This is a genomic window from Pedobacter sp. WC2501 (assembly GCF_052682415.1).
In genome coordinates, this window is record NZ_JBQZFI010000001.1 from 5,361,030 (window position 1) to 5,383,886 (window position 22,857).

Here is a 22,857-nt window from a genome sequence, read left to right on the forward strand (position 1 = left end):
GTATTTAATTTTTATACAATGTTTATGGGAAACCGTAATTTCTTGATTTATTTTTTCACTAGCTTTAAAAAACTCTTTATAAACAATTGCGATGAAAAAAATTCTTGGGCTTGATATTGGCACCACTAGCGTTGGGTATTCCATCATTGAGATAAGTGACGAAAAAAATAAAAATTCTATTTCTGATAAGTTAGCGGTTTCGGATATTAATAATGATCGAATTGGAATTTATGAGGATGCAATTGGTGTTCGAATTATTAATCAAGACACAGATAGATTTGATAGAGGTTTAAAATTGAACGACCCAAAAGGAAGTACACTTACCCCTACCGCAAATAGAAGAAAATTTCGTGGTGTGAGAAGAATGCGCAACCGCTATAAGTTAAGACGTAATAAACTTTACAAAATGCTTTCCTTGTTGGGTTTAACGCCTGATGAAACTTATTTCACCAATAAAAAAGGTAAAAGAGGGAAAGATAATGATATTGGTAAAGCACTTTACGGATTGAGAGAAAGAGCAGCGAGAGAAAAAATTTCATTGTCTGAATTAGCTAGAGTTTTACTTCATTTAAACCAATTGAGAGGTTATAGTAGTGACCGTTTTGCAAAAGATGAAGAAACAAAGTTTGATTATTATTTGACGGAAGTAGTAGAACTGGATTGGAAAAATAGAATTGCTGTATTTGATAAAGGTAGTACTGAAGATGTAAAGTATTATCAATTTAAAGCAAAATTGCGATTTGTTGAACCTTATGTGATCGTTGAAAATGATGAAAAAACTTTTCTTTATGACGTGGAAGGTTACATCTTTAAAAAAGAAATCGATTTTGAAGTTGGGAAATTTATCACAATAAAAGCACCTGAGTTTAAGCAAAACAAAAAAGGAAAAGTTGTAGTGGAGGAATATTATAAAATTACCCCGACCAAACCTGACGCAACTGACTGGAATTATAAATACCAAACTTTACATAAAGATTTATCAGATTGGTGTAAATCCCAAGGAACAATAGGCTCTTATTTTTACAAGAATTTATATGAGTTGTCCAATCTTTCGAGGATTAGAAATAATGTGGTAAACCGAGAATGGTATGAAAAAGAATTTGATGCTATTTGGACTTTGCAATATGAATATCACAAAGATTTTTTTGAAAAAATTGATGTAAGCAATTTGGTAAAAGATGTTTTCAAAGATTATAATACTGTATTAAATGATGTAATTAATAAGTCTGGAAATAAAGAAAAATTACAAACGCTCATAAAAGATAAGATTATTTTCTTTCAACGTCCTTGGCAACAAGCTAAAAGTAAAGGCAGATGTGAGTTTGAAAAAATAAAAGTAAAAAGGGAATTTGCCATTAAAGGAACAGGAACTAAAGAATTAAGAGAAGAACATATCGGAAGAACTGTTGTCCCAAGAAGCCATCCGATATTTCAGGATTTTAAAGTTTGGCAACAAATCAATAATGTAAGATTAATTTGGAACACAGCGGATGATAAAATAAATCTATTTGAAAATGCTGAACTATTAGAAAAGCGTACTGGTAAAACGATTGAAGTAGTAAAAGAACTTTTATTCAAGAAATTACAAGGAAGTAAAACACTGAGTTGGCGAACTTTTGTAAAAGAAGAATTAGGTTTAGATACTTACGATGAAATTGAAGAGAAAAGGAAAGCAAAAATTTCTAAAAAGCAAGGGTTAGATTTAGAGACCGGAGAAGTTGTTGACGAGTTCTTTTCAGTCAATTTTAGAAAAAGAAAAAGAGATGGAACTTATGATGATATTAAGTTAAAAGGAAATACGACAAAAGCCGAACTTCAAAATATTCTGAAAGAAAAATCTACAGAATGGTTTGAAATGCTTCACGACCAAAATAAAAATGTAACTAATCTTCAATTGCTTTGGGAGATTATTTATGATATAACAAACAGTGATATTGCCAATGTTTCATTAATTATAAAAAAACATTTTGACTTTGATGAAAATGTTTGTTTAATGCTTTCAAAAGTGCAGTTTGACGATTCTGGAATGGCAAATTTATCTGCAAAAGCAATCAGAAATTTGCTTCCGTTGATGAGTGATGGAAAGAATTATTCTAATAAAACAAAATTAAAAGTTGATGAATTAATTTCTTTAAATAGTTCAGAAACTGGTATTGATGCAGATGAAAAACTCAGTGGATTAAAGGATTTTGTAACCGACAGAAAAGCGAGAATTCGTTTATCCAAATTTGCTACCGAGAATGAGTTCAAATACCTCAATTATTGGGAATCTGCTGCAATTGTTTATGGTTCACATTCATCGAAAGCGAAGTCTGAAAAAAAAATAATGGAGCGAGTGAAAAATCATTCGATGAACAATCCGGTAGTTGAAAAAATAGTGAATGAAACCATTTCTATTGTTAATCTACTAAAAGAAAAATATGATTTTGATGAAGTAAGAATTGAGTTGAGCCGGGAATTAAGAGCTAGTGCAGATGAACGCCAGCAAATGTGGGAAGGAATGAGCAATGGCGCAGCTAAAAACGAATGGGCAAAAAAAATGTTGCGAGAAATAAAGCAAGCAATGCTAGAAGATCACAGGGATGTTTCTCATTTGGATACGGAGATTTCTGGAAGTAATTTGGATAAAATTAAAATAATTGAAGATGTAGTTAAATACCAAAAACCTGTAGAATTTAAGAATAAAGAAAAAGAATATAAACTTACAGAACCAAGTAATGCCGAGGTTACTAAATATCTTTTGTGGTTGGAGCAGAATTTTAAATGTCCGTACACCAATCAACCTATTCCATTGACAGATGTTTTTGCAAGAGGAAAAGTGGTGGAAATAGAGCATATTATTCCACGAGAAAGATATTATTCCAATGCTTATGCCAATAAAGTAATTACTTGGAGAGAAGTAAATCAAGCAAAAGGAAGTAAAACGGCTTATGAATTTATTGTAAGCAAAAGAAATCCTGCAGGAACTGTACAAGTAGGCAAGAAAGAAATATCGCTTGTTACGGCTTCTCAATGGGAAAATCACGTGAAAGAGATGTTCCCAAAAAGTGGAAAAAGAAATAATCTTTTGCGTAAAGAAATACCTGAAGACCCAATCGAAAGAACTTTAAAAGAAACACAATACATCAATAAAAAACTGAAAGAAAAGTTAGGTGAATTGGTTGGCTCGGACAAGGTTTGGGTAACTTCTGGGGCTGTTACAGATATACTGAGAGAGAAGTGGAAGATGAATGATATTTGGAAAGAATTGGTTGAGGAACGTTTTGTTAAATTTAATAATGGCGAAGCAAAAGATAGATTAAATTTAAAATACACTACTAAACATTTTAATACCAAAACAAATCAGTATGAAGATGTAGAAAAATTTGCAGGAATGTCAAAACGAATTGACCATCGCCATCACGCTTTAGATGCCATTATCATTGCCTGTACAAAGCAAAACCACATTCAATACATCAATAATTTGAACGCAATCAATAGTGCGGATATTGAAAATGATGATAGCAAAAAAGCAAAATACAAAGGCATAAAAACAGATGTTTGTATAGGAAACAGCAGTAGTAAATTCAAGTTTCCCTGGGATGAAAATAAATTCATTCCCCAAGTGAGACAAGCTTTGCAAAACGTATTGATTTCACACAAAAACTCAAACGTTTTAATTAGTCCATCCAAACATCGAAATAATAAAGAAATTAATTCGGGCAAAGTCGCTTCGGTAAGAGGAGAATTGCATTTACAAACCAATTACACCAAGAAGAAATATTTTGAAAATGAGAAAATTGATATTGTAAAACTGATTCCTCTTTTGTTTAAAAAGAAAATGGATAACCAAAATCAAACATTGGTTCGTTTCAAATCTTTTAATGAAATCATCAGGGAAACGGTATTAAAAGAGAAGTATCAGAATGTTTTAATTCTATTATTCGGAGAATATGTAGCAGAAAAATTGAATGTGCAAACCGTAAAAGATTTCTCTAAAAAAGTTTTGAAAAGGATTGAAGATGAAAAGCTATTTTTCCACGAAAAATCCGGAGAGAAAATGACTTGGTTATCAACTTTTACAGAGAAAAATGCATCTGTAAGGCCAATGGGATTATCAATGGATTTGAATAGTGAAAAGGAAATAAAGGATATTTCTAATCCGAGATTGAGAAGAATTGGTCAGCATCGTTTGAATTACATCAATAAAAAAATTGCTGAAATTAAAGCCCTCAAATTACATTTTAAAGAAGAAGAAAACACCAAAATCCGTGAAGTAAGAGAAATTCCTCTTTACAATAACGCCATTTATGAAGTAAGAATAAAACAAAAAGACGGGAAATTTTATTGGATTGAAATTAAAGATTTGCGACATTCTGATTTAGAAAATATTGAATACGCAAAACCTGAAACAACAATTGCAATTAAAAATAAACTTAAAGAATTCTCACTTGACGAATTAAAAGAAAGATATATCTCTAATCCGATTTTCTTATCAGAAAAATCAACTATTGTTAAGAAAGCAAGGCAGAAAAGTTTCTTCCAAGACTTGTACGAATTGAATGATGGTCGATATGTATATTCAAGAGATGTTTTTATGACTTATGTTTTTGTTCCGGAAGAATCAAACAGAAAAGATGCTAAACGAGAATTAGAGTTTTTGAAGTTTTTTGATGCGGTAAAAATCGTAACATTAGATAAACCAGATAAGATTGATTATAAGAAATTAATAAAAAAAGAAGATTATAAATTGTTATTTACACTTTCAAAAAATGATATAGTTTATATCCCAGATGAAGTGTTGACAGACGAGCAAATTGCTGAAATTAATTGGAAAGACAGGAGTGAAATCATTCCGAAGCTATTTGTTGTAAAGGAAATGACTCCAAGCAGAAATGAAATTGTTTTCCAACATCTATACAAATCAGATTCTATTAGAGTAAATGGGGATGAGGCTGAAAATATTTTAAATACAGAAAAATTAGAAGAACAAATTAAGTACGGTGACACAAATATGTGGAAACGTTGCATTAAAGTAGATATTGATAAACTAGGCAGGAAAATTAAACCTTATTGGATCCAAGCTATACAATGATCAAAAGAACGCTCCACTTCTCTAATCCCGCCTACCTGAGTTTGCATCAAAATCAGCTTTCCATTGATTTACCTCATTTAAAATCATTAGGCGAAAAAGAATCTAAAAAAGCCATTCCGATTGAAGATGTAGGCATTGTCATATTAGATCATCAACAAATTACCATTACGCATGGCTGCATAGCGGCATTACTGGAAAATAATGCAGCCATCATCACCTGCAACCAGAGCCGGCACCCTACGGGTATGATGTTGCCTATTGACGGGCATAATACACAAAGCGAGCGTTTCCGGCACCAGATTGATGCTTCGCAACCTTTAAAAAAGCAACTCTGGCAGCAAACTGTCCAGGCTAAAATTTTAAACCAGGCTGCGGTATTATTTAACCGGAATATACCTTGTGATAATATGGTACACTGGGCAAAATCAGTTCGTTCCGGCGACCCGGATAATTATGAAGGCAGGGCCGCAGCGTACTACTGGAAAAATGTATTTCCCAAAAAAATAGATTTCTTCAGGGGCCGGGAGGGCGACCCGCCTAATAATTTACTGAACTATGGTTATGCCATTTTAAGGGCCATAGTGGCACGCGGCCTCGTTTGTTCGGGCCTGCTCCCTACCCTTGGTATTCACCATCGGAATAAATATAATGCCTATTGCCTGGCCGATGACATCATGGAACCTTACCGGCCTTATGTAGACGAAATTGTATTGGGAATTATAGACCGTGGTGAGAATTTTTTAGAATTGGGTACTTCAATTAAAACGCAGTTATTGGGCATTGCCACTGTAGATGTACAGTTTGAAAGAAACAAAAGCCCGCTAATGGTTGGCTTACAAAGCACTACTTCTTCCCTGGCAAAATGTTACGAGGGCACGATTCGAAGAATCAACTATCCCATCATGAGAAATTTTGATGCAAGGAGGCTGTCGAAATTTGATGTAGAGTACGATTCGCCTGCAATTAAAGCAAATGAAATTTCGGAACCGGGTAATGATGCAAACCAGGATGAATTGCCATTTTAATAGATGCGTTTAAATGAATACCGGATTTTGTGGATATTAGTTTTTTTCGATTTACCTACAGAAACGAAGAAAGAACGCAGCATTGCTGCTAAATTTCGTAAGGAAATTTTACGTGATGGCTTTGCGATGTTTCAGTTTTCTATCTACTTAAGGCATTGCAGCAGTCGCGAAAATGCAGACGTCCACATTAACCGGGTGAAAAGACTATTACCTGAGAAAGGACACATCGGCATTATGACCGTTACCGATAAACAATTCGGTATGATGGAATTATTTTACGGTAAAAAAGAAAAAGAACTTCCTGATACACCACAGCAATTGGAATTGTTTTAATTCGCCCGCTCTTAGTCCGCTTGCCCTTACGTCTGTGGGTGCCTGCGGAGTAATTGTTTCTGAAAAATAACAAATACGATCAAAAAAACTGTTTAGAATAAAAATCCGGAAGCTTTTGCAACCGGATTTTTTTAATTCTAATTTTTGAACTAACCTACTGATGGATAGTTAATTGAACTAAGGTATGTTGTTGTAAATATCAGTAGTTCAAAGAATGAAAGCAAATCACAACTTAAACTTGTTAAGGTTGTATCCTGAAGAAGTTGTTGTAAATATCAGTAGTTCAAAGAATGAAAGCAAATCACAACTTCGCAATAGAAAGCTTAGATGCAATGAAGTTGTTGTAAATATCAGTAGTTCAAAGAATGAAAGCAAATCACAACTGGATTTAAGCGCATGAACAAAATTACCATGTTGTTGTAAATATCAGTAGTTCAAAGAATGAAAGCAAATCACAACATAACGTTAGGTTGGCATATTATCGGTGAGGTTGTTGTAAATATCAGTAGTTCAAAGAATGAAAGCAAATCACAACATGAAATCGTCGTTAAATGGGGAATCGCCCGTTGTTGTAAATATCAGTAGTTCAAAGAATGAAAGCAAATCACAACAAATAACCAAGATAGCGAGTATAAATATAGGTTGTTGTAAATATCAGTAGTTCAAAGAATGAAAGCAAATCACAACTGGATTTAAGCGCATGAACAAAATTACCATGTTGTTGTAAATATCAGTAGTTCAAAGAATGAAAGCAAATCACAACACTATTCAGACCGATATAGTACGATTAAAAGTTGTTGTAAATATCAGTAGTTCAAAGAATGAAAGCAAATCACAACGTAGGGAATGTCTGCGATGATCAATTGTGCGTTGTTGTAAATATCAGTAGTTCAAAGAATGAAAGCAAATCACAACTGGTACAATCATTTACACGACTGCGGGTCAGTTGTTGTAAATATCAGTAGTTCAAAGAATGAAAGCAAATCACAACATAACCAGCCTCGTTTTTGGCAATGATAAAGTTGTTGTAAATATCAGTAGTTCAAAGAATGAAAGCAAATCACAACAATGGAGTTCAATAACCAGTATTTACTACAGTTGTTGTAAATATCAGTAGTTCAAAGAATGAAAGCAAATCACAACAACGTAACAAGTTGCCCATCCTCTTCCAATGTTGTTGTAAATATCAGTAGTTCAAAGAATGAAAGCAAATCACAACTTAAAGGCGGCCAATAAAAAAATAGATCAAGTTGTTGTAAATATCAGTAGTTCAAAGAATGAAAGCAAATCACAACAACACCCAAAAGGATATTTTCAAAAAATTGTTGTTGTAAATATCAGTAGTTCAAAGAATGAAAGCAAATCACAACATAACGGAGCAAATAGAGAAAACGCCGAAAGTTGTTGTAAATATCAGTAGTTCAAAGAATGAAAGCAAATCACAACTTCGCTAAATTAGCGGATAGCCTCAACAATGTTGTTGTAAATATCAGTAGTTCAAAGAATGAAAGCAAATCACAACCATATAATACTTTTCTTTTACTTCCTGCTGGTTGTTGTAAATATCAGTAGTTCAAAGAATGAAAGCAAATCACAACCATATCCTATAATCTGTTTTTGCTCCGCCCGTTGTTGTAAATATCAGTAGTTCAAAGAATGAAAGCAAATCACAACTATCAGCAGACGGCACAACAAAAGCTTTCTGTTGTTGTAAATATCAGTAGTTCAAAGAATGAAAGCAAATCACAACCCGGATACCAACACCAAATTGATATCAAAGTTGTTGTAAATATCAGTAGTTCAAAGAATGAAAGCAAATCACAACCATTACACCGAGAATAACATACAAAAACACGTTGTTGTAAATATCAGTAGTTCAAAGAATGAAAGCAAATCACAACACCGCGAATGAAATGCTGCCAAAGCTTGCGTTGTTGTAAATATCAGTAGTTCAAAGAATGAAAGCAAATCACAACTATAGTACAGACTAATTTTAGCTATGAAAAGTTGTTGTAAATATCAGTAGTTCAAAGAATGAAAGCAAATCACAACTCAGAAATTAAAAAACGCAAAAAATTAACTGTTGTTGTAAATATCAGTAGTTCAAAGAATGAAAGCAAATCACAACTGATCTGTGTTGATTTAAGGTTATAGGCATGTTGTTGTAAATATCAGTAGTTCAAAGAATGAAAGCAAATCACAACGGAACACCGGATAACCATTCCTGGTTTAGAGTTGTTGTAAATATCAGTAGTTCAAAGAATGAAAGCAAATCACAACAACCCATTATTATACATTCAGAACCGGCTGGTTGTTGTAAATATCAGTAGTTCAAAGAATGAAAGCAAATCACAACAGAACAACACGGGGGCTTAAAGACGTTCAGGTTGTTGTAAATATCAGTAGTTCAAAGAATGAAAGCAAATCACAACTGCGGAACGCCGAGCCCTGTAGGAGCGACAGTTGTTGTAAATATCAGTAGTTCAAAGAATGAAAGCAAATCACAACGGGTTCACGGAAGTGCCTGTCATTATAGCAGTTGTTGTAAATATCAGTAGTTCAAAGAATGAAAGCAAATCACAACTACAAATGCAACAAGTACATAAAGAACACTGTTGTTGTAAATATCAGTAGTTCAAAGAATGAAAGCAAATCACAACTGTTGTTAATTGATTCTGCTAGGCTAGGGGTTTGTTGTAAAAAACAGTAGTTCAAAGAATGAAAGCAAATCACAACCGATATCCGATAAGTTGATCAGCGACACCGGTTGTTGTAAATATCAGTAGTTCAAAGAATGAAAGCAAATCACAACTAGATTGAATGTAAATCGAAACATTTGCCCGTTGTTGTAAATATCAGTAGTTCGGCAGCATTCAAACAAATCACAACGCGGCACGGACATCAGCGCGATTTTGGGTTGTCGATTCAAATTTAATCTGTAATTGGCCATAAGATTTGGTTTTAAATTTTAACTGAACCAAACCTATTTAATGCGATACACAATTTTATACGGTTAACCGTAAACATAAAAAGAATGGCTTAAATACATGATTTCGACCTCCAACTCATTCTTCCTCTACCACCCAGCTTAACTTATCCCCTTGCGCCACTACCTCCTTTTCCACTTTAGGTTGACCCACAAAATCGACGATTACACCATCCTTTACATGCAGGGCGTGAATAATTTTACATGCATAATAACGCCGGTCGGCAAAGCGGGCAGCACCCGTAAAAAATGAAATGCCCATGGCGAAAATCAAAGCTTTATCGCCCTGGTGATCCAGATTTAAGGTTAAGGCTGTTTTCGGGAAAGGGCTGTTGTTTAAAGGTATCACCAGGTCATTTACTTCCATAATTTCGTAGCCGCCATTATCATCCAGTTCGAAATGAAAGCCCATCACCTGCAATCGTGCTTCGGTAGCCTTAGGATGCGGTTTCAGGAGCGTTTTGAGTTCGCACTTAGGCAGAATAAGTTTTACTAATCCATCGGGTTCTATGCACAAAACCGTTTCGCGAAGCCATAACTGTCCCAGGGCTTTGCTGCTGTTAAATTCGAAACCCTTAAGCAAAGTGATGTCACCATCAATCAATTTTTTATTTCCTGCATGTTCGGCTGGGATGGTTTTAAAGATTTCGATAAAACGTTTGTTCAGTCGATTCAGGAGATCTCCATAGGCATAAAGTTTCACCAGCGGGGCAAATGCTTTCCGGATATAAGCGGCATTTCTGCTGGCTGTGCCAAAATCTCGACTGCTTTTTTTGCTTGCTTCGGTTTGCTGTTTGTGGGCAGCTTTTTGTCTGACAACATCCGTATTTCCACGTTTGTAAAAAACAAGATCGCCCAGTTGCCCGTTAATTTTAATAATTCCATTCTGGATAGCCATAATTTTAGTATATTAGGTGAAACAAAAGGGATGATCACTCAATTTAATCAATCTGATTTAAAAATCCCAAAAAAAATATTCCAAACCCCACCTTCACGCCACATTTACCCCACGTTTAAGCCACCTTCCGGCCAGGCTTGCTTATGCCCAACTGTACACCAACTTAACTATAACTTCGGCTTTGCTTCGGTTGAAATGGAGCTACGGTGAAGGTCGGCATTATCAAAGGTTTGCATCGCTTTCGGTTGGCGGGTTAACATGAGGTAAATAAAAGGTAAAGCACAACATCGCTAAGGGTTACTTTGGTATATAGCTGTGTCGGTGTTAGGGTATAAAGAAGGTATGGAGATTAGCTTACAAAACACCGGAATATTAGCCAATCATGGCTTAAGTTTCCCGCCTGCGCGGTAATGGCGACCGTATTAGAAAGTCCAAAGATCTCTCCACTACGGTCGAGATGACGACCCAGCGTTCTCCCCTCATAGTTTCAGAGTGATCAATTTACGGATGCCTGTCTCTGCTCCATGCTTTCTGCTCCCTACTATCCGGCCTTAGGATATGATGGAAGGAGAAAACGTTAAAGCTTTTGCACCTCCTTTCAACCTACCACAGCCCAGAGACAGCACGCCCTCCCCGATCCTTCATCGGGGGCTTGTGCTGACGACCAAAAAAAGCTTTGACGAATTTATCCGACATCAGATCTAAGCCTTGATCTTTTGTTACTTTTGGATCAAGCCAAAAGTAAAAGCCCTTCGGTGGCTAACCGAGGCAAGACTGCGCGAAGGGCAAACTTCTTAGGTAGTGAGTAAACACAAACAAGTGCTAAACACTTAGAGATCCTTCGTACCTCAGGATGACAGAACAACATAGTGATTTTAGTATAAATCGCAGATTACCCGTAGTAGTAAGATTGCTTCCTCGGCTGAAAAGCCTCATCGCAATGACGGATTGATCGAAATAGAAATTACGCGTAATATTCCTCTGCTCCCTACTATCCGGCCTGGCAGTTCCGCCGGAAAAAGCACGGAAATCTTTGCAGTTCCCCTCCTAACGCCACAACCCAAGGCAGGGTCAAAGCGGGAGCGGTGGGATAAGTAAGGGTAAAGCCTCGATGCTGCCGCAATCAAGATTTTCGTAGCTTTTTACAAGGAATTGCGCAGCAATCTTTTATACCGATAAAAACAACATTATCAGATAAAAAACGATGCAAGCCTTGGGTTTTTGTTACTTTTGGGCCAAGCCAAAAGTAAGAGCCCTTCGGTGGTGAGCCGAGGCAAGACTGAGCGGAGGGAAAAACCTTTAATTGTCATTCTAAACGCAGTGAAGAATCTTTAAATCAAAAGATCCTTCGTACCTCAGGATGACAGAAAACAATAAGGCAAGACTGAGCGAAAGCGTTAAGATTCCCGCATGCGCGGGAATGACGATTGTATTAAAAAGTTCAAAGATCTCTCCGCTACAGGGAGATGACGAACCAGCATGCCCTTCAGAGTTTCAGAGTTGAAAGAACCGGGTTTACGAGCTAATCAATGCCGATGAAAAATAAATAATCCATGAATAATGAAAGTAAATCACAACGCGATCTAGTAGAACTCATTAAATTCCTTTGTTGCTGTAATATCAGTAGTTCGGAAGTATTCAAACAAATCACAACACCTCTTCGCTGGCAGTGAAGAGGCGATTGGTTGTTATACATATCGATCGTTCAAAGAACCGGGTTTACGAACTCATCAATGCCAATGAAATCTAAAAATGCAGATATTGAATTAAAATGATTAAATAATACCTCGCTTTTGATATTTTTACGGCATCTAAATAGACCATGTTCAAACTTATTTTCAACACTTATAAAACATCATTCAGCGGATTAAGCAAGGAAACCTGGCTATTGAGCATTGTAATGATGTTTAACAGATGTGGAAGCATGGCTGTTCCTTTTATGGGCTTATACGTTACCCAAAGTTTACATCGCTCGGAAATGGACGCCGGATTAATCATTACCTTATTTGGCGTAGGTTCAATTCTGGGTTCTGCAACAGGAGGAAAACTGACCGATATGATCGGTTTCAGGCCGGTACAAATTTTATCATCAATTATCGGCGGACTGTTTTTCATCTTTTTCTCAACCATTACCCATTTCTCTACACTTTGCGTTTTGGCAGTTGTCATCAGCTTTTTTTCAGAAGCATTCCGCCCTGCAAATTTTACAGCGGTGGCCCATTATGCAAAGGAAGGAACCATTACCCGCTCCTATTCGCTCAACAGACTCGCGGTAAACATCGGCTGGTCGGTTGGGATTAGCTTAGCGGGGATTATAGCATCATTTAATTACCGGCTTCTTTTTATTGTTGAAGGTGGGGTAAGTATTATTGTTGGCATTTTAATTTTATTGTTTTTGCCACAGGTGAAAGGTTTTATCCAGAAGGCAAAAGAAAATGCCATCAACATGGTTATCATGAAACCCTGGAAAGATGTTTTTTACGTGAAATTTATTTTGCTTACCACTGTTTTTATCACCTGCGCATTCCTGATGTTCAGGGTTGTACCGGTATTTTTTAAAGAGCAATGGCACATCAATGAATTTGCTATTGGCATCATTATCGGCATTAACGGGTCAGTTATCGCCTTGTTTGAGATGATTATGATTAATAAAATAGAAGCCAAAAGATCGCCGATGTTTTTCATTATCATTGGTGCTGTATTATTTTCGATATCATATATCTTGCTAAGTGCTCCAGTTAGCTATCATCTGGTTGCAGCCGTTGTTGTCATTATCATATTCACCGGTGGAGAAATGTTTTCACTACCATTCATTAATACAATTGTAATTAGCAGAAGTAATGAACATAACAGAGGGCTATATGCGGCCGGCTATACTTTAAGTTGGTCATGCGCCCAGGTTATCGGCCCCTTGTTTGGCTTCTTCATTGCCAAAAATTTTGGTTACAACTCGCTCTGGTTTGGACTGGCCTGTATGCTTTTATTATGTGCCTGGGGGTTTAATACACTTGATAAAAGGCAGGCAAAAACTATTTTACAAAAAACTGAAGCTCAGCTGGAAATTGAATAAAATCTCCAGCTGAACAGTGTTTATTTTACTTTCTGTGCTTTAACACCTTCGTTGGTAATTTTTACGGGTAAAATCATACCTGCTGCATCAAATTTCATTTCATCAATACAGGTAACACGATGATTGCCATCGGTTTCGATTAAAGGCCTGCGGTGATATACAATATAATAGGCTCCTTTTTTCTCGTTAATAATTACTGAATGATGGCCTGCACCCGTTGCAATTGCAGCATCCTGCTTTAATATTTTACCTACCCTTTTAAACGGACCGAAAGGTGAATCGCCAACGGCATAAGCTACTGAATAGTCCGGGCCAGTCCAGCCACCCTCGCTCCACATAAAATAATATTTACCATTTCTGATGAACATATATGGGCCTTCTACATAATTATCGGGGGTTATTTCTTTAAAAGTTGTACCATCTTCAAAAGGTAAAAAGCCAGTAAAATCTTTATTTAATTTAGCAATATTACAATGTTTCCAACCCCCATAAATTAAATAATACTGGCCATCTTTATCTTTAAACACAAACTGATCGATCGGTTGCGCTCCGTTATGAAATTTATCTACCAAAGGTTTTCCGAGGTGGTCTTTATACGGGCCTTCCGGCTTATCGGCAACGGCCACGCCGATCCCACCTACTTCATTATCGCTCTGGATATCGTTGGCGCCGAAAAACAAATAGTATTTCTTGTCTTTTTGAACAATGGCTGGCGCCCACATGGCTTTGTTGGCCCATTTTACAGCAGCAGTATCTAAAATATGCGGGTGTTTTTTCCATTTCACCAAATCGTCAGACGAAAAGGCATCCAAAAATACCTGTTCCTTATATTTTGCCGAATAGGTTGGATAAACCCAGTATTTATTATTGAAAATAGCAGCGTCAGGATCTGCATACCAACCTTGAAAAATTGGATTTCCAGACTGATTAATCGTTTTAGTATCCTGAGCAAAAGAAGCGAACCCGGATAAAAGTAAAAGAGATGAGAATAGATATTTCATGGCAGCAATTTAGAAAAAAATCTGTGGTAAAAAAATTAACAACCTGAGTTCGATTAATAATGTGCTTTAATTTGGGTTATTTTGGCGCCTTGCATGAACGGTCGTCACCCTGAACTTGTTTCAGGGTCTTTATAGCAAGGCCGTTTAACAGGAAAGATGCTGAAATAAATTCAGCATGACGAAACAGCGAGGCAATTCGTCCTAATAAAGTACATTAATTTTTAAACATTAATCGAACTCAGGTTAACAGTTCAGTTTAACGCTCAAGAAAGGTCTTCGACTCCGCTCAGACTGACAATTAAATTAATGATGTTTTGGAAAGCAAAACTTATAGTAGTTAGGTTAAAGCAGCCCTGCCTTTCGTTTCAAATCCTCGGCCTCATGCTTCGGCCTGCGGGTTTTTCACTACGGTCAGGTTTAGGTGGCACGACTGGTAATAATATTTAAAGTTTATAACGAATGCAGGAACAGGCTTTGCTTCGAAGAACGAACCGCAGTTAAATAAACCCGACAATAGCGAAAATACATTTGTTGCACCACCGCCAAACTGAGCTGTCATGCTGAGGCACGAAGCATCTGCCAGCGATGAAAAAGATGCTTCGTTCCTCAGCATGACAGTAGTGTAAAAAAATTGAAGCGGATGGCGAGACTACAGGAGCTATGAAAACAGACCGCTCATTTTCAAAATGGCAAAGAAATCCCTGCTCATAAAACAGGCGGGTCTTCGCCTCCAGTTCAGACTGACAATTAACCTAATGATGTTTTGGAAAGCAAAACTTGAAGTAGTTGGGTTAAAGCAGCCCTGCCCTTTGTTTCAAATCCTCGTCCTCATGCTTCGGCCTGCGGGTTTTACACTACAGTCAGGTTTAGGTGGCAGGGCTGGTAATACTATTTAAAGTTTATAGCGAATGCAGGAACAGGCTTTGCTCCGAAGAACGAACCACAGTTAAATAAACCCGACAGAGCTAAATAGCCCGGAATGGAGCACAGCGAATGAGGACTATAAGCGATGGCGGGACTACAGGAGCTATGAAAAACATAACGTTCATTTTCAAAAAACAGCAAAAAAAATCCCTGCTTAATAAATTAGGCAGGGATTGGTCTTCGACTCCGCTCAGACTGACTAATAAGATTACCTATTTACTCAATTCAGCGAAATATTTATGAAATAACGGCAAAGTTTCTATTCCTTTATAATAATTGTAAATATCATATTTCTCATTTGGAGAGTGCAGCGCATCGCTATCTAAACCGAAGCCAAAAAGCACCGATTTAATGCCCAGTACATCTTCAAACAAGGCCACGATAGGAATACTGCCACCACCGCGTGTTGGAATAGCTTTTTTACCAAAACTATCTTCAATCGCTTTTTCGGCTGCCTGGTATGCAATACTATCCGTTGGGGTTACTACTGGTTCGCCACCGTGGTGAGGTGTAACTTTAACCTTTACATTTTTAGGTGCTATACTTTCGAAATGTTTGGTAAAAATCTCGGCAATTTCTTCTGAACTTTGATGTGGAACCAAACGCATAGAAATTTTTGCATTGGCTTTACTAGGTAAAACAGTTTTTGCACCCTCGCCAATATAACCACTCCAAATTCCGTTTACTTCTAACGTTGGGCGGGTACCTGTACGCTCCAGGGTCGAATAACCTTTCTCCCCCCAAACTTCTTCTATATCTAAATCCTTTTTGTATTCTGCTTCATCATAAGGTGCAGAATTTAAGGCTTTTTTCTCCTCGTCTGTTAATTCAAGCACTTTATCGTAAAAAGCAGGGATAGTGATGTGGTTATTTTCGTCATGTAATGAAGCAATCATTTTACAAAGAATAGTCGCCGGATTGGCCACTGCCCCACCATAAACTCCTGAGTGTAAATCGCGGTTCGGACCAACTACTTCAACTTCCATATAAGCTAAACCACGTAAGCCAGTTTCGATTGACGGATGTTCCATACTGATCATCGAAGTATCAGAAATTAAAACTACGTCGGCTTTTAAACGCTCCGTATTTGCGTTTACAAAAATACCAAGATTGGCAGACCCTACCTCCTCTTCACCTTCAATCATGAATTTAACGTTACAAGCCAAAGTATTGGTTTGCATCATCAGTTCGAAAGCTTTTACGTGCATGTAAAACTGTCCTTTATCATCGCAGGCACCACGGGCGTAAATTTTGCCATCGCGCACTGTTGGCTCGAAAGGTGGGGTATGCCAAAGTTCTAATGGATCAGCAGGCTGAACATCGTAGTGACCGTATATTAAAACAGTTGGTAAAGAAGCATCTATAATTTTTTCGCCATAAACAATCGGATATCCTGCAGTTGGGCAAATTTCTACCTGATCTGCACCTGCATCCTTTAATTTCTGCGCAACATAATCGGCAGTTTTTAAAACATCGCCTTTGTATTTCGGATCAGCACTAACCGATGGAAAACGCAATAACTCAAACAACTCATCTAAAAAACGTTGTTTGTGCGTTTCTACATAATTTTTAATCTCTTGCATAACAAAATGAATTTGGACAAATATAGGCTTTACCGGATAAAAGGCACAGTAATCGATTAAATTATCACCTTGTCAAGCATAAAACTTTGCTTATACATGATTTCTGCATTTAATTATTTTGAGCCCAAAATCTTTACGTTATCTTAAAATGTAAAAACCGTCTTTTAAGAGCTACAAAAAATAGTTTAATGTTTGTAAAAAAGAATAGTACAGTACTTTTTATGTTTACTTTTTTTGTAAATTGCGCAATTAAAAAATATCCTTAAATCCTGTACGAAAGAATTTTAACAATGAAGTTTAGCGCAAAAGTATTTCTATCTCTGCTGCTGCTTTTCGTTGTCCGCATTTCTTCTTTTGCTCAGGGAACACCTTCCCCAAATCGCGTTAGTTGCCCGGAAGCAGCCCAATATTATTCGAAAGACAGTATAAATATTGTAACCTTTGGAGCGAGTACAATAGAGGGCGTAAAAGGCCTTGGTTTTCAAACCATGCTCCAGAACAATTTTACAAATTGTTATACGAATAAGACAGTTGATATTACCAACCATGGTATTGGTGGCCAGACTACTTTTCAAGGGTTACTCCGGATTGATAAAGCAATAGCCAATAGAACAGGTTTTATCGTGATTGATATGGGGATTAATGATGCTCTTGCCATAGCTGCAGGCAAGGGAAATGTGGCCGAAACCGTTGCCAATATGCGGGTTTTAATTACGGCGAGTCTTAAACAGAAATTAATCCCGATTTTGTGTACGCTCCAGTTTGTTGATGACAGAAACAATAAAAGTTATATTGCTGTAAATACCAATATCAGGAACCTGAATGCTGCATACAGAAAATTAGCAACAGAGTATAAAATATACCTGGCTGATGTAAACTCGGCCATGAGACGCGATTTTTCTCTTTACCAGGATGCATTCCATCCAAATGCACGCGGTTACAGATTGGTAAGTTATGTTATTTTCGATGCTATTAATAAAGCAATTTTCGAAAAACTCCTGAAGTTTACCGTGACTCAGAATTACCCGAATCCTGCTGCCATGCAAACATTTATTGATATCGTTTTGCCTGAAACGGATAAAATTAATGTGCAGATTTACGATTTAATGGGTCGATTGGTTAAGACAGTAGTGAACGAATACCTTAATGTAGGAAAACACACTTTAGAAATCAATACTTCTGCTTTTGTTCCTGGCATTTATTTCTTCAAAATTTCTTCCGATTCCGGTCAATATAACTCTGCAAAAAAGTTTATTGTAGCGAGGTAACAAAAGCATTAAATATTAGTCAGATATTTGATTAATACGTGTTAACATTTTAATTATGTCCTCCGATACACCTTTCACAAACGAAACAATCGATCTTAAGCATCTTCCGAAGTATGAAAAAATTTCACTAAAACAACCTCATTCCAGTTATTGGAAAATTATCTGTATCAACCTGGTGATTTTTTTTGTGCTACTGGGAATTGGTGCTGGTTCGCTTTTATTGTTTGTTGATGAAATAAGACCGAATGTAGTTTGGATTGTCCCTCTTTATTTCATCCTGGCCGTTATTTTTTTTCTGCTTTTCCGTTTAAGTTTTAAAAAACGTGGTTACGCAGTACGTACGCACGATGTAATTTATAAGAGTGGAATTATTGCAGAGTCTACCACGATTGTTCCTTTAAACAGGATCCAGCATATTGAATTAAATGAAGGGATTTTTTCGCGGATATTTAAATTAGGATCCCTGCAGTTATTTACTGCTGGCGGCCAAAGCGGGCATATCCACATTTCGGGTATAGCAATTGGGGAAGCAAAAAGCATTAGGGACTTACTTTTGAAAAAATTAGACCTGCTCGAAAACCCAACGACTGAAACAGAAGTATAATGGACAACGATTTTAGCAAACCACAACGCGAATCGGCCTTTGGCATCATTATAATGGGTGCGCATACCATGCTCAAGATTGGCAAGGCGAGTTTTTTCTTATTCGTTATTGCTTTCGTAAAGATGCCGGGCACTTCTTTTACCTATCTGATATTAGCCATTTCTGCAATAATCGTAATCAGTTTTATATTTGCTTATTTATGGTATTTAAAATTCACCTTCTTTTTAGATAAAGAAAAGCAGGAGTTTGTAGTAAATAAAGGCATCTTCAATCGCGACCAGGTCATTATTCAACTCGATAAAATACAGCAGGTTAACATTAACCAGAATATTCTGCAGAAAATTATTGGTGTTTATGGTTTAAAAATCGACACTGCGGGTGCACATGGCGAAGAAGTAAGTATAAAAGCCATCGATGAAACTGCTGCTTACAACCTTCAAGCGCATCTACTGAACAGAAAGGCTGTGGATGGGTTGCAACCGGAAGCGATACATGAAAATGATCTGACTGAAGAAACACCATTTTTAAGGATCAGTGGCTTTACCCTATTTAAAGTTGGTTTAACTTCTAATTACGGACAAAGTTTAGCTTTGCTTGCCGCTTTTTTTTATACTGTTATTTATGAAGGCCGACAATTGCTGGATGCTTTTAAAATCAACAGAGATGAAATTCAGAATACGGTAACCGGAATGCTGACCATTGTTACGGTTTTCATTTTAATTGCATGCCTGTTAATTGTATTGCTGATTATTAATCTGGTTAGAACCTTCTACAAATATTTCGAACTCCAGATCAGTCAGCATAAAGATGCCCTACTGCTCTCTTCAGGGCTCATTGCCAAGAAAAATACTTTGATCAGTCCAAATAAAGTACAGATTACAAAATACAGCCAGAATTATTTTCAGAGGAAGATGAATATGCTGAATATGAGTTTAAGGCAGGCTCATTTTGGGCAAAGTAAAAAAGGACATGAAATGCAGGGAAATACCTTGGAAATCCCAGGCTGTAACCCTATTGAGCGTGATGAACTGTTAAAAATGATATTGGCTAAGGCACCACTAAAGGGAAAAACCTTTGCTCCAGACTGGCGTTTTTTAAACCTGCCGATTTTCTTCAAACTGATTTTACCCGTTGCAATCTTTTTGATCCTGGCTTTTAATATCCCGGAGGTGAAACCTTTTATTGGTATTGCAATGGCATACTTCGTTGCAGGTGTGCTCATGATTTATATCAGCTACCGCCGGCACCGGATTTCAGTAAGTCAGGATTTCATCATCAAAACCAGCGGAATTTGGGATATTTCTGATGAAATTGTAATGCCAAATAAGATTCAGGCGATTACTGCTTTTCAATACCCCTGGCACAAAGGAGTGGATGTTGGCCACCTTACTTTACATACCGCTGCAGGTCAGATTCACTTCAAATATGGCAATTATACCGAAATTAAGCAGCTCGTAAATTATTGGTTGTACCAGGTAGAACATAAAAATGAGAATTGGATGTAGCCAAACAGTTGTCCGGCCGCTAAACCGAACAACTGTTATCTTTTAATTAGCTATGATATGCTGCAGCAAAATCTCTGGCAAAATCTTCAAGTTTAATACTACCTAAAACAGGTCTGTTTTTATAATAATCTACAAAAAGTTTCTTGCTTCTAATCGCATCGCCCATTTCTACATAGTTTTTGGCTATTTCTTCAGGCAAACCTGCGCCTACCATTCCGTTAAATGCGTCTTCATCGCTAAATTCAATCCATGGCAATTCTGGCTTACCCACGGCATTGCCCAATGCTTTTGCAACATCAGCGGGAGTACTTTCATCATCACTGGCTACATATTGTATGGTTTTACCTGTAAAATCGCTTTCCAATACTTCGGCGGCTGCCGCTGCAATGTTACGGGGATGCACCAAAACAAGTTTGGCATCAGCACCGAAATTAGATCCCAATATGTTGGCATGTTTAACCATATCGATGTTAGCTAAAAAGTTAATATAGAAATAACCGGCACGCAAATGTTTTACATCTACCCCATTTAATGTTTCAAAAATATTTTCTACATCATGTAATCCGGCAATTGGGCCGGTTCCATCAGGTAGATCTGCACCTACACTACTTAAATTCACTACTTTTTTAACCCCCGAATCTTTTATGGCAGCAGCATAATTTTCGCCGATACCTTTAATATATTCCCTGAATTTTGGTGCAGCAAAATCTGATGGAACCATCGTGTAAATGGCGTCAGCCCCGGTAAATGCATTTGTTAAAAATTTAGTATCGCTCACATTACCAATTAAGGGTATTGCGCCAAGCGATTTAATTTCTTCCGCTCTATCAGCGTTACTGCTAATCACTTTCACTTCATGGCCTTTGGCTACCAATATTTCGGCTAGCGGCTTTGTAATATTTCCTATTGAACCTGTTAATGTTATTTTCATGATTTTTTGTTTTTAAATATTGAATACAAAGCTATATTTGTGCTTACTTTTATACAAGTACTTACCCCAAAGTATGTAACTATGACAGCTGTTAAAGAAAGTTCGACCCGTAATTTTAACAAAGGTATAGCGCTAACAAGCTGCCCTGTTACTTTTGTAATGGAAAAAATTGGTGGTTATTGGAAACCGATTATTATTTTTCATTTAATGAGCGGGCCAAAACGTTACAGCGAGTTAAAACGTGCTATACCCGAGATTACGGAGAAAATGCTGATACAACACTTAAAGCAGTTGCAAAATGATGACCTCGTTCATCGGGATGCACAAGCCGTTATTCCGCCCGTAGTTACCTACAGCCTCACCAAATCCGGGCAGGATCTGTTTCAGGTATTAGATTCGATGGTAGATTGGGCCGTTAAAAATGGTTCTGTTTAACCTTTATTATAGACTAAGTAAGGGTTTGAGTAAAACTTTGGCTCATTTTACCATTTAAGACACATAAGGTACATATAAGCCAATACAGGGTAGATCATGAAACAAGTTTAGCATGATGGCTTTATGTGTAGTTGATCATTAGGCGATATAATATCTTTTATTGATTGGAAATGAAAGGATGGTTTTTCATCGGATATTACAGTCCTGCTGTTTGCTGTAGCCCTCATGCTTCGGGGCTGCCGCTACCATCAGGTTTATGAACAACGTAGGTGCACAACGCAACCTCAAAAATGAAATACTGATCTAGCTTTTCTAAAAACCAAAAGAAATTCATTTCAAATGTGCGGGATAGTCTACAGTATCATAATCCCCTTGATGTTTCCTGCCTGCTTATAAACAGCAATTACCTCATCAGCATTCTGCATGGCCTTTTTTACCGTAATCGAAACATATTTACCGGTTTTTGAGGGTTGCTCAATAAACTCATCATTGGGTAAAATGGCACGTAAATCCTGTATTTTATCTAAACCGCCTGTAATGATAAATTTAAAATTGTAAACACCCGGAAACTTTTCAACGCTTTCCAATTTCTCTTTTAAATTGGCATAAATATCCTTGTTATCCCCATCCGGGATATCAGTAAGCTCAATATTCTTATTTATCTTTTTCTCTTCCATAAACAAGGCTTATCAAATTCTATACCCAAATAAACAGGGTGCAATTCTGACAGCATAATGCATTTAATCGAAAAAATGTGACTTTGGGTTTTAAACCCACAATAGTAGCACAAACCCAATTTACATAAACCTTGGCGAAGCGGATACCGGCCCAGTGCATAAGGCCTGCAGGCGTATGAGCAAAGCAAAGGGCTACACAACCCAATGAAATACAGGTTTGGCTTTTCTAAAAAACAAAAGGGCAGATTTACCATAGCTATATTAGCCCCAAATAAAAACAAGGGCATTTTACCATATAAGATAGATAAGGGCCATATAAGCCAATACCGGATAGATTCTGACCACGAAGTAGCTATTAGACCTAAAAAACAATAAGAACAGCTAATAAAACGAGTTCAGAATGACGGGCGATAAAATAAAGGTGTTAGTTTTAAACCCTCAATAGTAGTACAAACCCAATTTATATAAACCTTGGCGAAGCGGATACCGGCCTGGTGCGTAAGGCCTGCAGGCGTATGAGCAAAGCAAAGGGCAACATAACGC

14 protein-coding genes and 1 CRISPR repeat array are annotated in these 22,857 nt (G+C 37.0%); of the genes, 8 read left to right on the forward strand and 6 right to left on the reverse strand.

Going from position 1 to position 22,857, the window contains the following annotated elements; genetic code table 11:
• The first annotated feature begins 91 nt into the window (after nucleotides 1-91).
• Genes cas9 through cas2 form a run of 3 tightly spaced genes read left to right on the forward strand, consistent with a single transcriptional unit; the run spans nucleotide 92 to nucleotide 6,432 of the window.
• Nucleotides 92-5,074, forward strand: coding sequence for a type II CRISPR RNA-guided endonuclease Cas9 (gene cas9, locus ACUN24_RS22530; protein WP_445564563.1), 4,983 nt, complete (start codon nucleotides 92-94; stop codon nucleotides 5,072-5,074).
• Nucleotides 5,071-6,099 (forward strand): type II CRISPR-associated endonuclease Cas1, encoded by a 1,029-nt coding sequence (gene cas1, locus ACUN24_RS22535; protein WP_445564564.1) that lies wholly within the window; start codon nucleotides 5,071-5,073, stop codon nucleotides 6,097-6,099. The genes cas9 and cas1 overlap by 4 nt, the downstream gene beginning before the upstream one ends.
• A gap of 3 nt (nucleotides 6,100-6,102) precedes the next feature.
• The gene (gene cas2, locus ACUN24_RS22540) at nucleotides 6,103-6,432 is read left to right on the forward strand and encodes a CRISPR-associated endonuclease Cas2 (RefSeq protein ID WP_445564565.1); all 330 of its coding nucleotides are present in this window, start codon (nucleotides 6,103-6,105) and stop codon (nucleotides 6,430-6,432) included.
• A gap of 186 nt (nucleotides 6,433-6,618) precedes the next feature.
• Nucleotides 6,619-9,244: direct repeats of the CRISPR family, unit length 46 nt; unit sequence GTTGTTGTAAATATCAGTAGTTCAAAGAATGAAAGCAAATCACAAC.
• 253 nt (nucleotides 9,245-9,497) lie between these two features.
• On the opposite strand, the gene ACUN24_RS22545 is transcribed toward cas2, so the two are convergent.
• A complete protein-coding gene (locus tag ACUN24_RS22545) occupies nucleotides 9,498-10,316 on the reverse strand; it encodes a hypothetical protein (RefSeq protein WP_445564566.1) in 819 nt (272 codons plus the stop codon).
• A gap of 1,822 nt (nucleotides 10,317-12,138) precedes the next feature.
• Here ACUN24_RS22545 and ACUN24_RS22550 point away from each other — a divergent pair.
• Nucleotides 12,139-13,386 (forward strand): MFS transporter, encoded by a 1,248-nt coding sequence (locus ACUN24_RS22550; RefSeq protein ID WP_445564567.1) that lies wholly within the window; start codon nucleotides 12,139-12,141, stop codon nucleotides 13,384-13,386.
• 20 nt (nucleotides 13,387-13,406) lie between these two features.
• Here ACUN24_RS22550 and ACUN24_RS22555 read toward each other — a convergent pair whose 3' ends face one another.
• From ACUN24_RS22555 to ACUN24_RS22565, 3 genes are all read right to left on the reverse strand, one after another.
• Nucleotides 13,407-14,387, reverse strand: coding sequence for a glycoside hydrolase family 43 protein (locus ACUN24_RS22555; protein WP_445564568.1), 981 nt, complete (start codon nucleotides 14,385-14,387; stop codon nucleotides 13,407-13,409).
• A gap of 379 nt (nucleotides 14,388-14,766) precedes the next feature.
• Complete coding sequence (locus ACUN24_RS22560; protein ID WP_445564569.1) at nucleotides 14,767-15,000, reverse strand: hypothetical protein; 234 nt, start codon at nucleotides 14,998-15,000, stop codon at nucleotides 14,767-14,769.
• 523 nt (nucleotides 15,001-15,523) lie between these two features.
• A complete protein-coding gene (locus ACUN24_RS22565) occupies nucleotides 15,524-16,894 on the reverse strand; it encodes a dipeptidase (protein WP_057933422.1) in 1,371 nt (456 codons plus the stop codon).
• A 290-nt stretch (nucleotides 16,895-17,184) separates the two neighbouring features.
• Here ACUN24_RS22565 and ACUN24_RS22570 point away from each other — a divergent pair, with 290 nt between their 5' ends.
• The 3 genes from ACUN24_RS22570 to ACUN24_RS22580 are packed head-to-tail and all read left to right on the forward strand — an operon-like array spanning nucleotide 17,185 to nucleotide 20,271.
• A complete protein-coding gene (locus ACUN24_RS22570) occupies nucleotides 17,185-18,162 on the forward strand; it encodes a GDSL-type esterase/lipase family protein (RefSeq protein WP_445564570.1) in 978 nt (325 codons plus the stop codon).
• Nucleotides 18,163-18,217: 55 nt separating this feature from the next.
• Nucleotides 18,218-18,766 carry a PH domain-containing protein gene (locus ACUN24_RS22575; RefSeq protein ID WP_445564571.1) on the forward strand — a complete coding sequence of 183 codons (549 nt, stop codon included), beginning with the start codon at nucleotides 18,218-18,220 and terminating at the stop codon, nucleotides 18,764-18,766.
• On the forward strand, nucleotides 18,766-20,271 hold the full coding sequence (locus tag ACUN24_RS22580; RefSeq protein ID WP_445564572.1) for a PH domain-containing protein: 1,506 nt from the start codon (nucleotides 18,766-18,768) through the stop codon (nucleotides 20,269-20,271). Before ACUN24_RS22575 ends, ACUN24_RS22580 begins: the two co-directional genes overlap by 1 nt.
• Before the next feature lie 46 nt (nucleotides 20,272-20,317).
• Here ACUN24_RS22580 and ACUN24_RS22585 read toward each other — a convergent pair whose 3' ends face one another.
• A complete protein-coding gene (locus ACUN24_RS22585; RefSeq protein ID WP_445564573.1) occupies nucleotides 20,318-21,202 on the reverse strand; it encodes an NmrA family NAD(P)-binding protein in 885 nt (294 codons plus the stop codon).
• Nucleotides 21,203-21,283: 81 nt separating this feature from the next.
• Between ACUN24_RS22585 and ACUN24_RS22590 the strand changes: the two genes are divergently transcribed.
• Complete coding sequence (locus tag ACUN24_RS22590) at nucleotides 21,284-21,637, forward strand: winged helix-turn-helix transcriptional regulator (protein ID WP_445564574.1); 354 nt, start codon at nucleotides 21,284-21,286, stop codon at nucleotides 21,635-21,637.
• 353 nt (nucleotides 21,638-21,990) lie between these two features.
• Here the strand turns inward: ACUN24_RS22590 and ACUN24_RS22595 are convergent, their stop codons facing one another.
• Nucleotides 21,991-22,314 carry a DUF493 family protein gene (locus tag ACUN24_RS22595; protein ID WP_445564575.1) on the reverse strand — a complete coding sequence of 108 codons (324 nt, stop codon included), beginning with the start codon at nucleotides 22,312-22,314 and terminating at the stop codon, nucleotides 21,991-21,993.
• Between the last annotated feature and the right edge of the window lie 543 nt (nucleotides 22,315-22,857).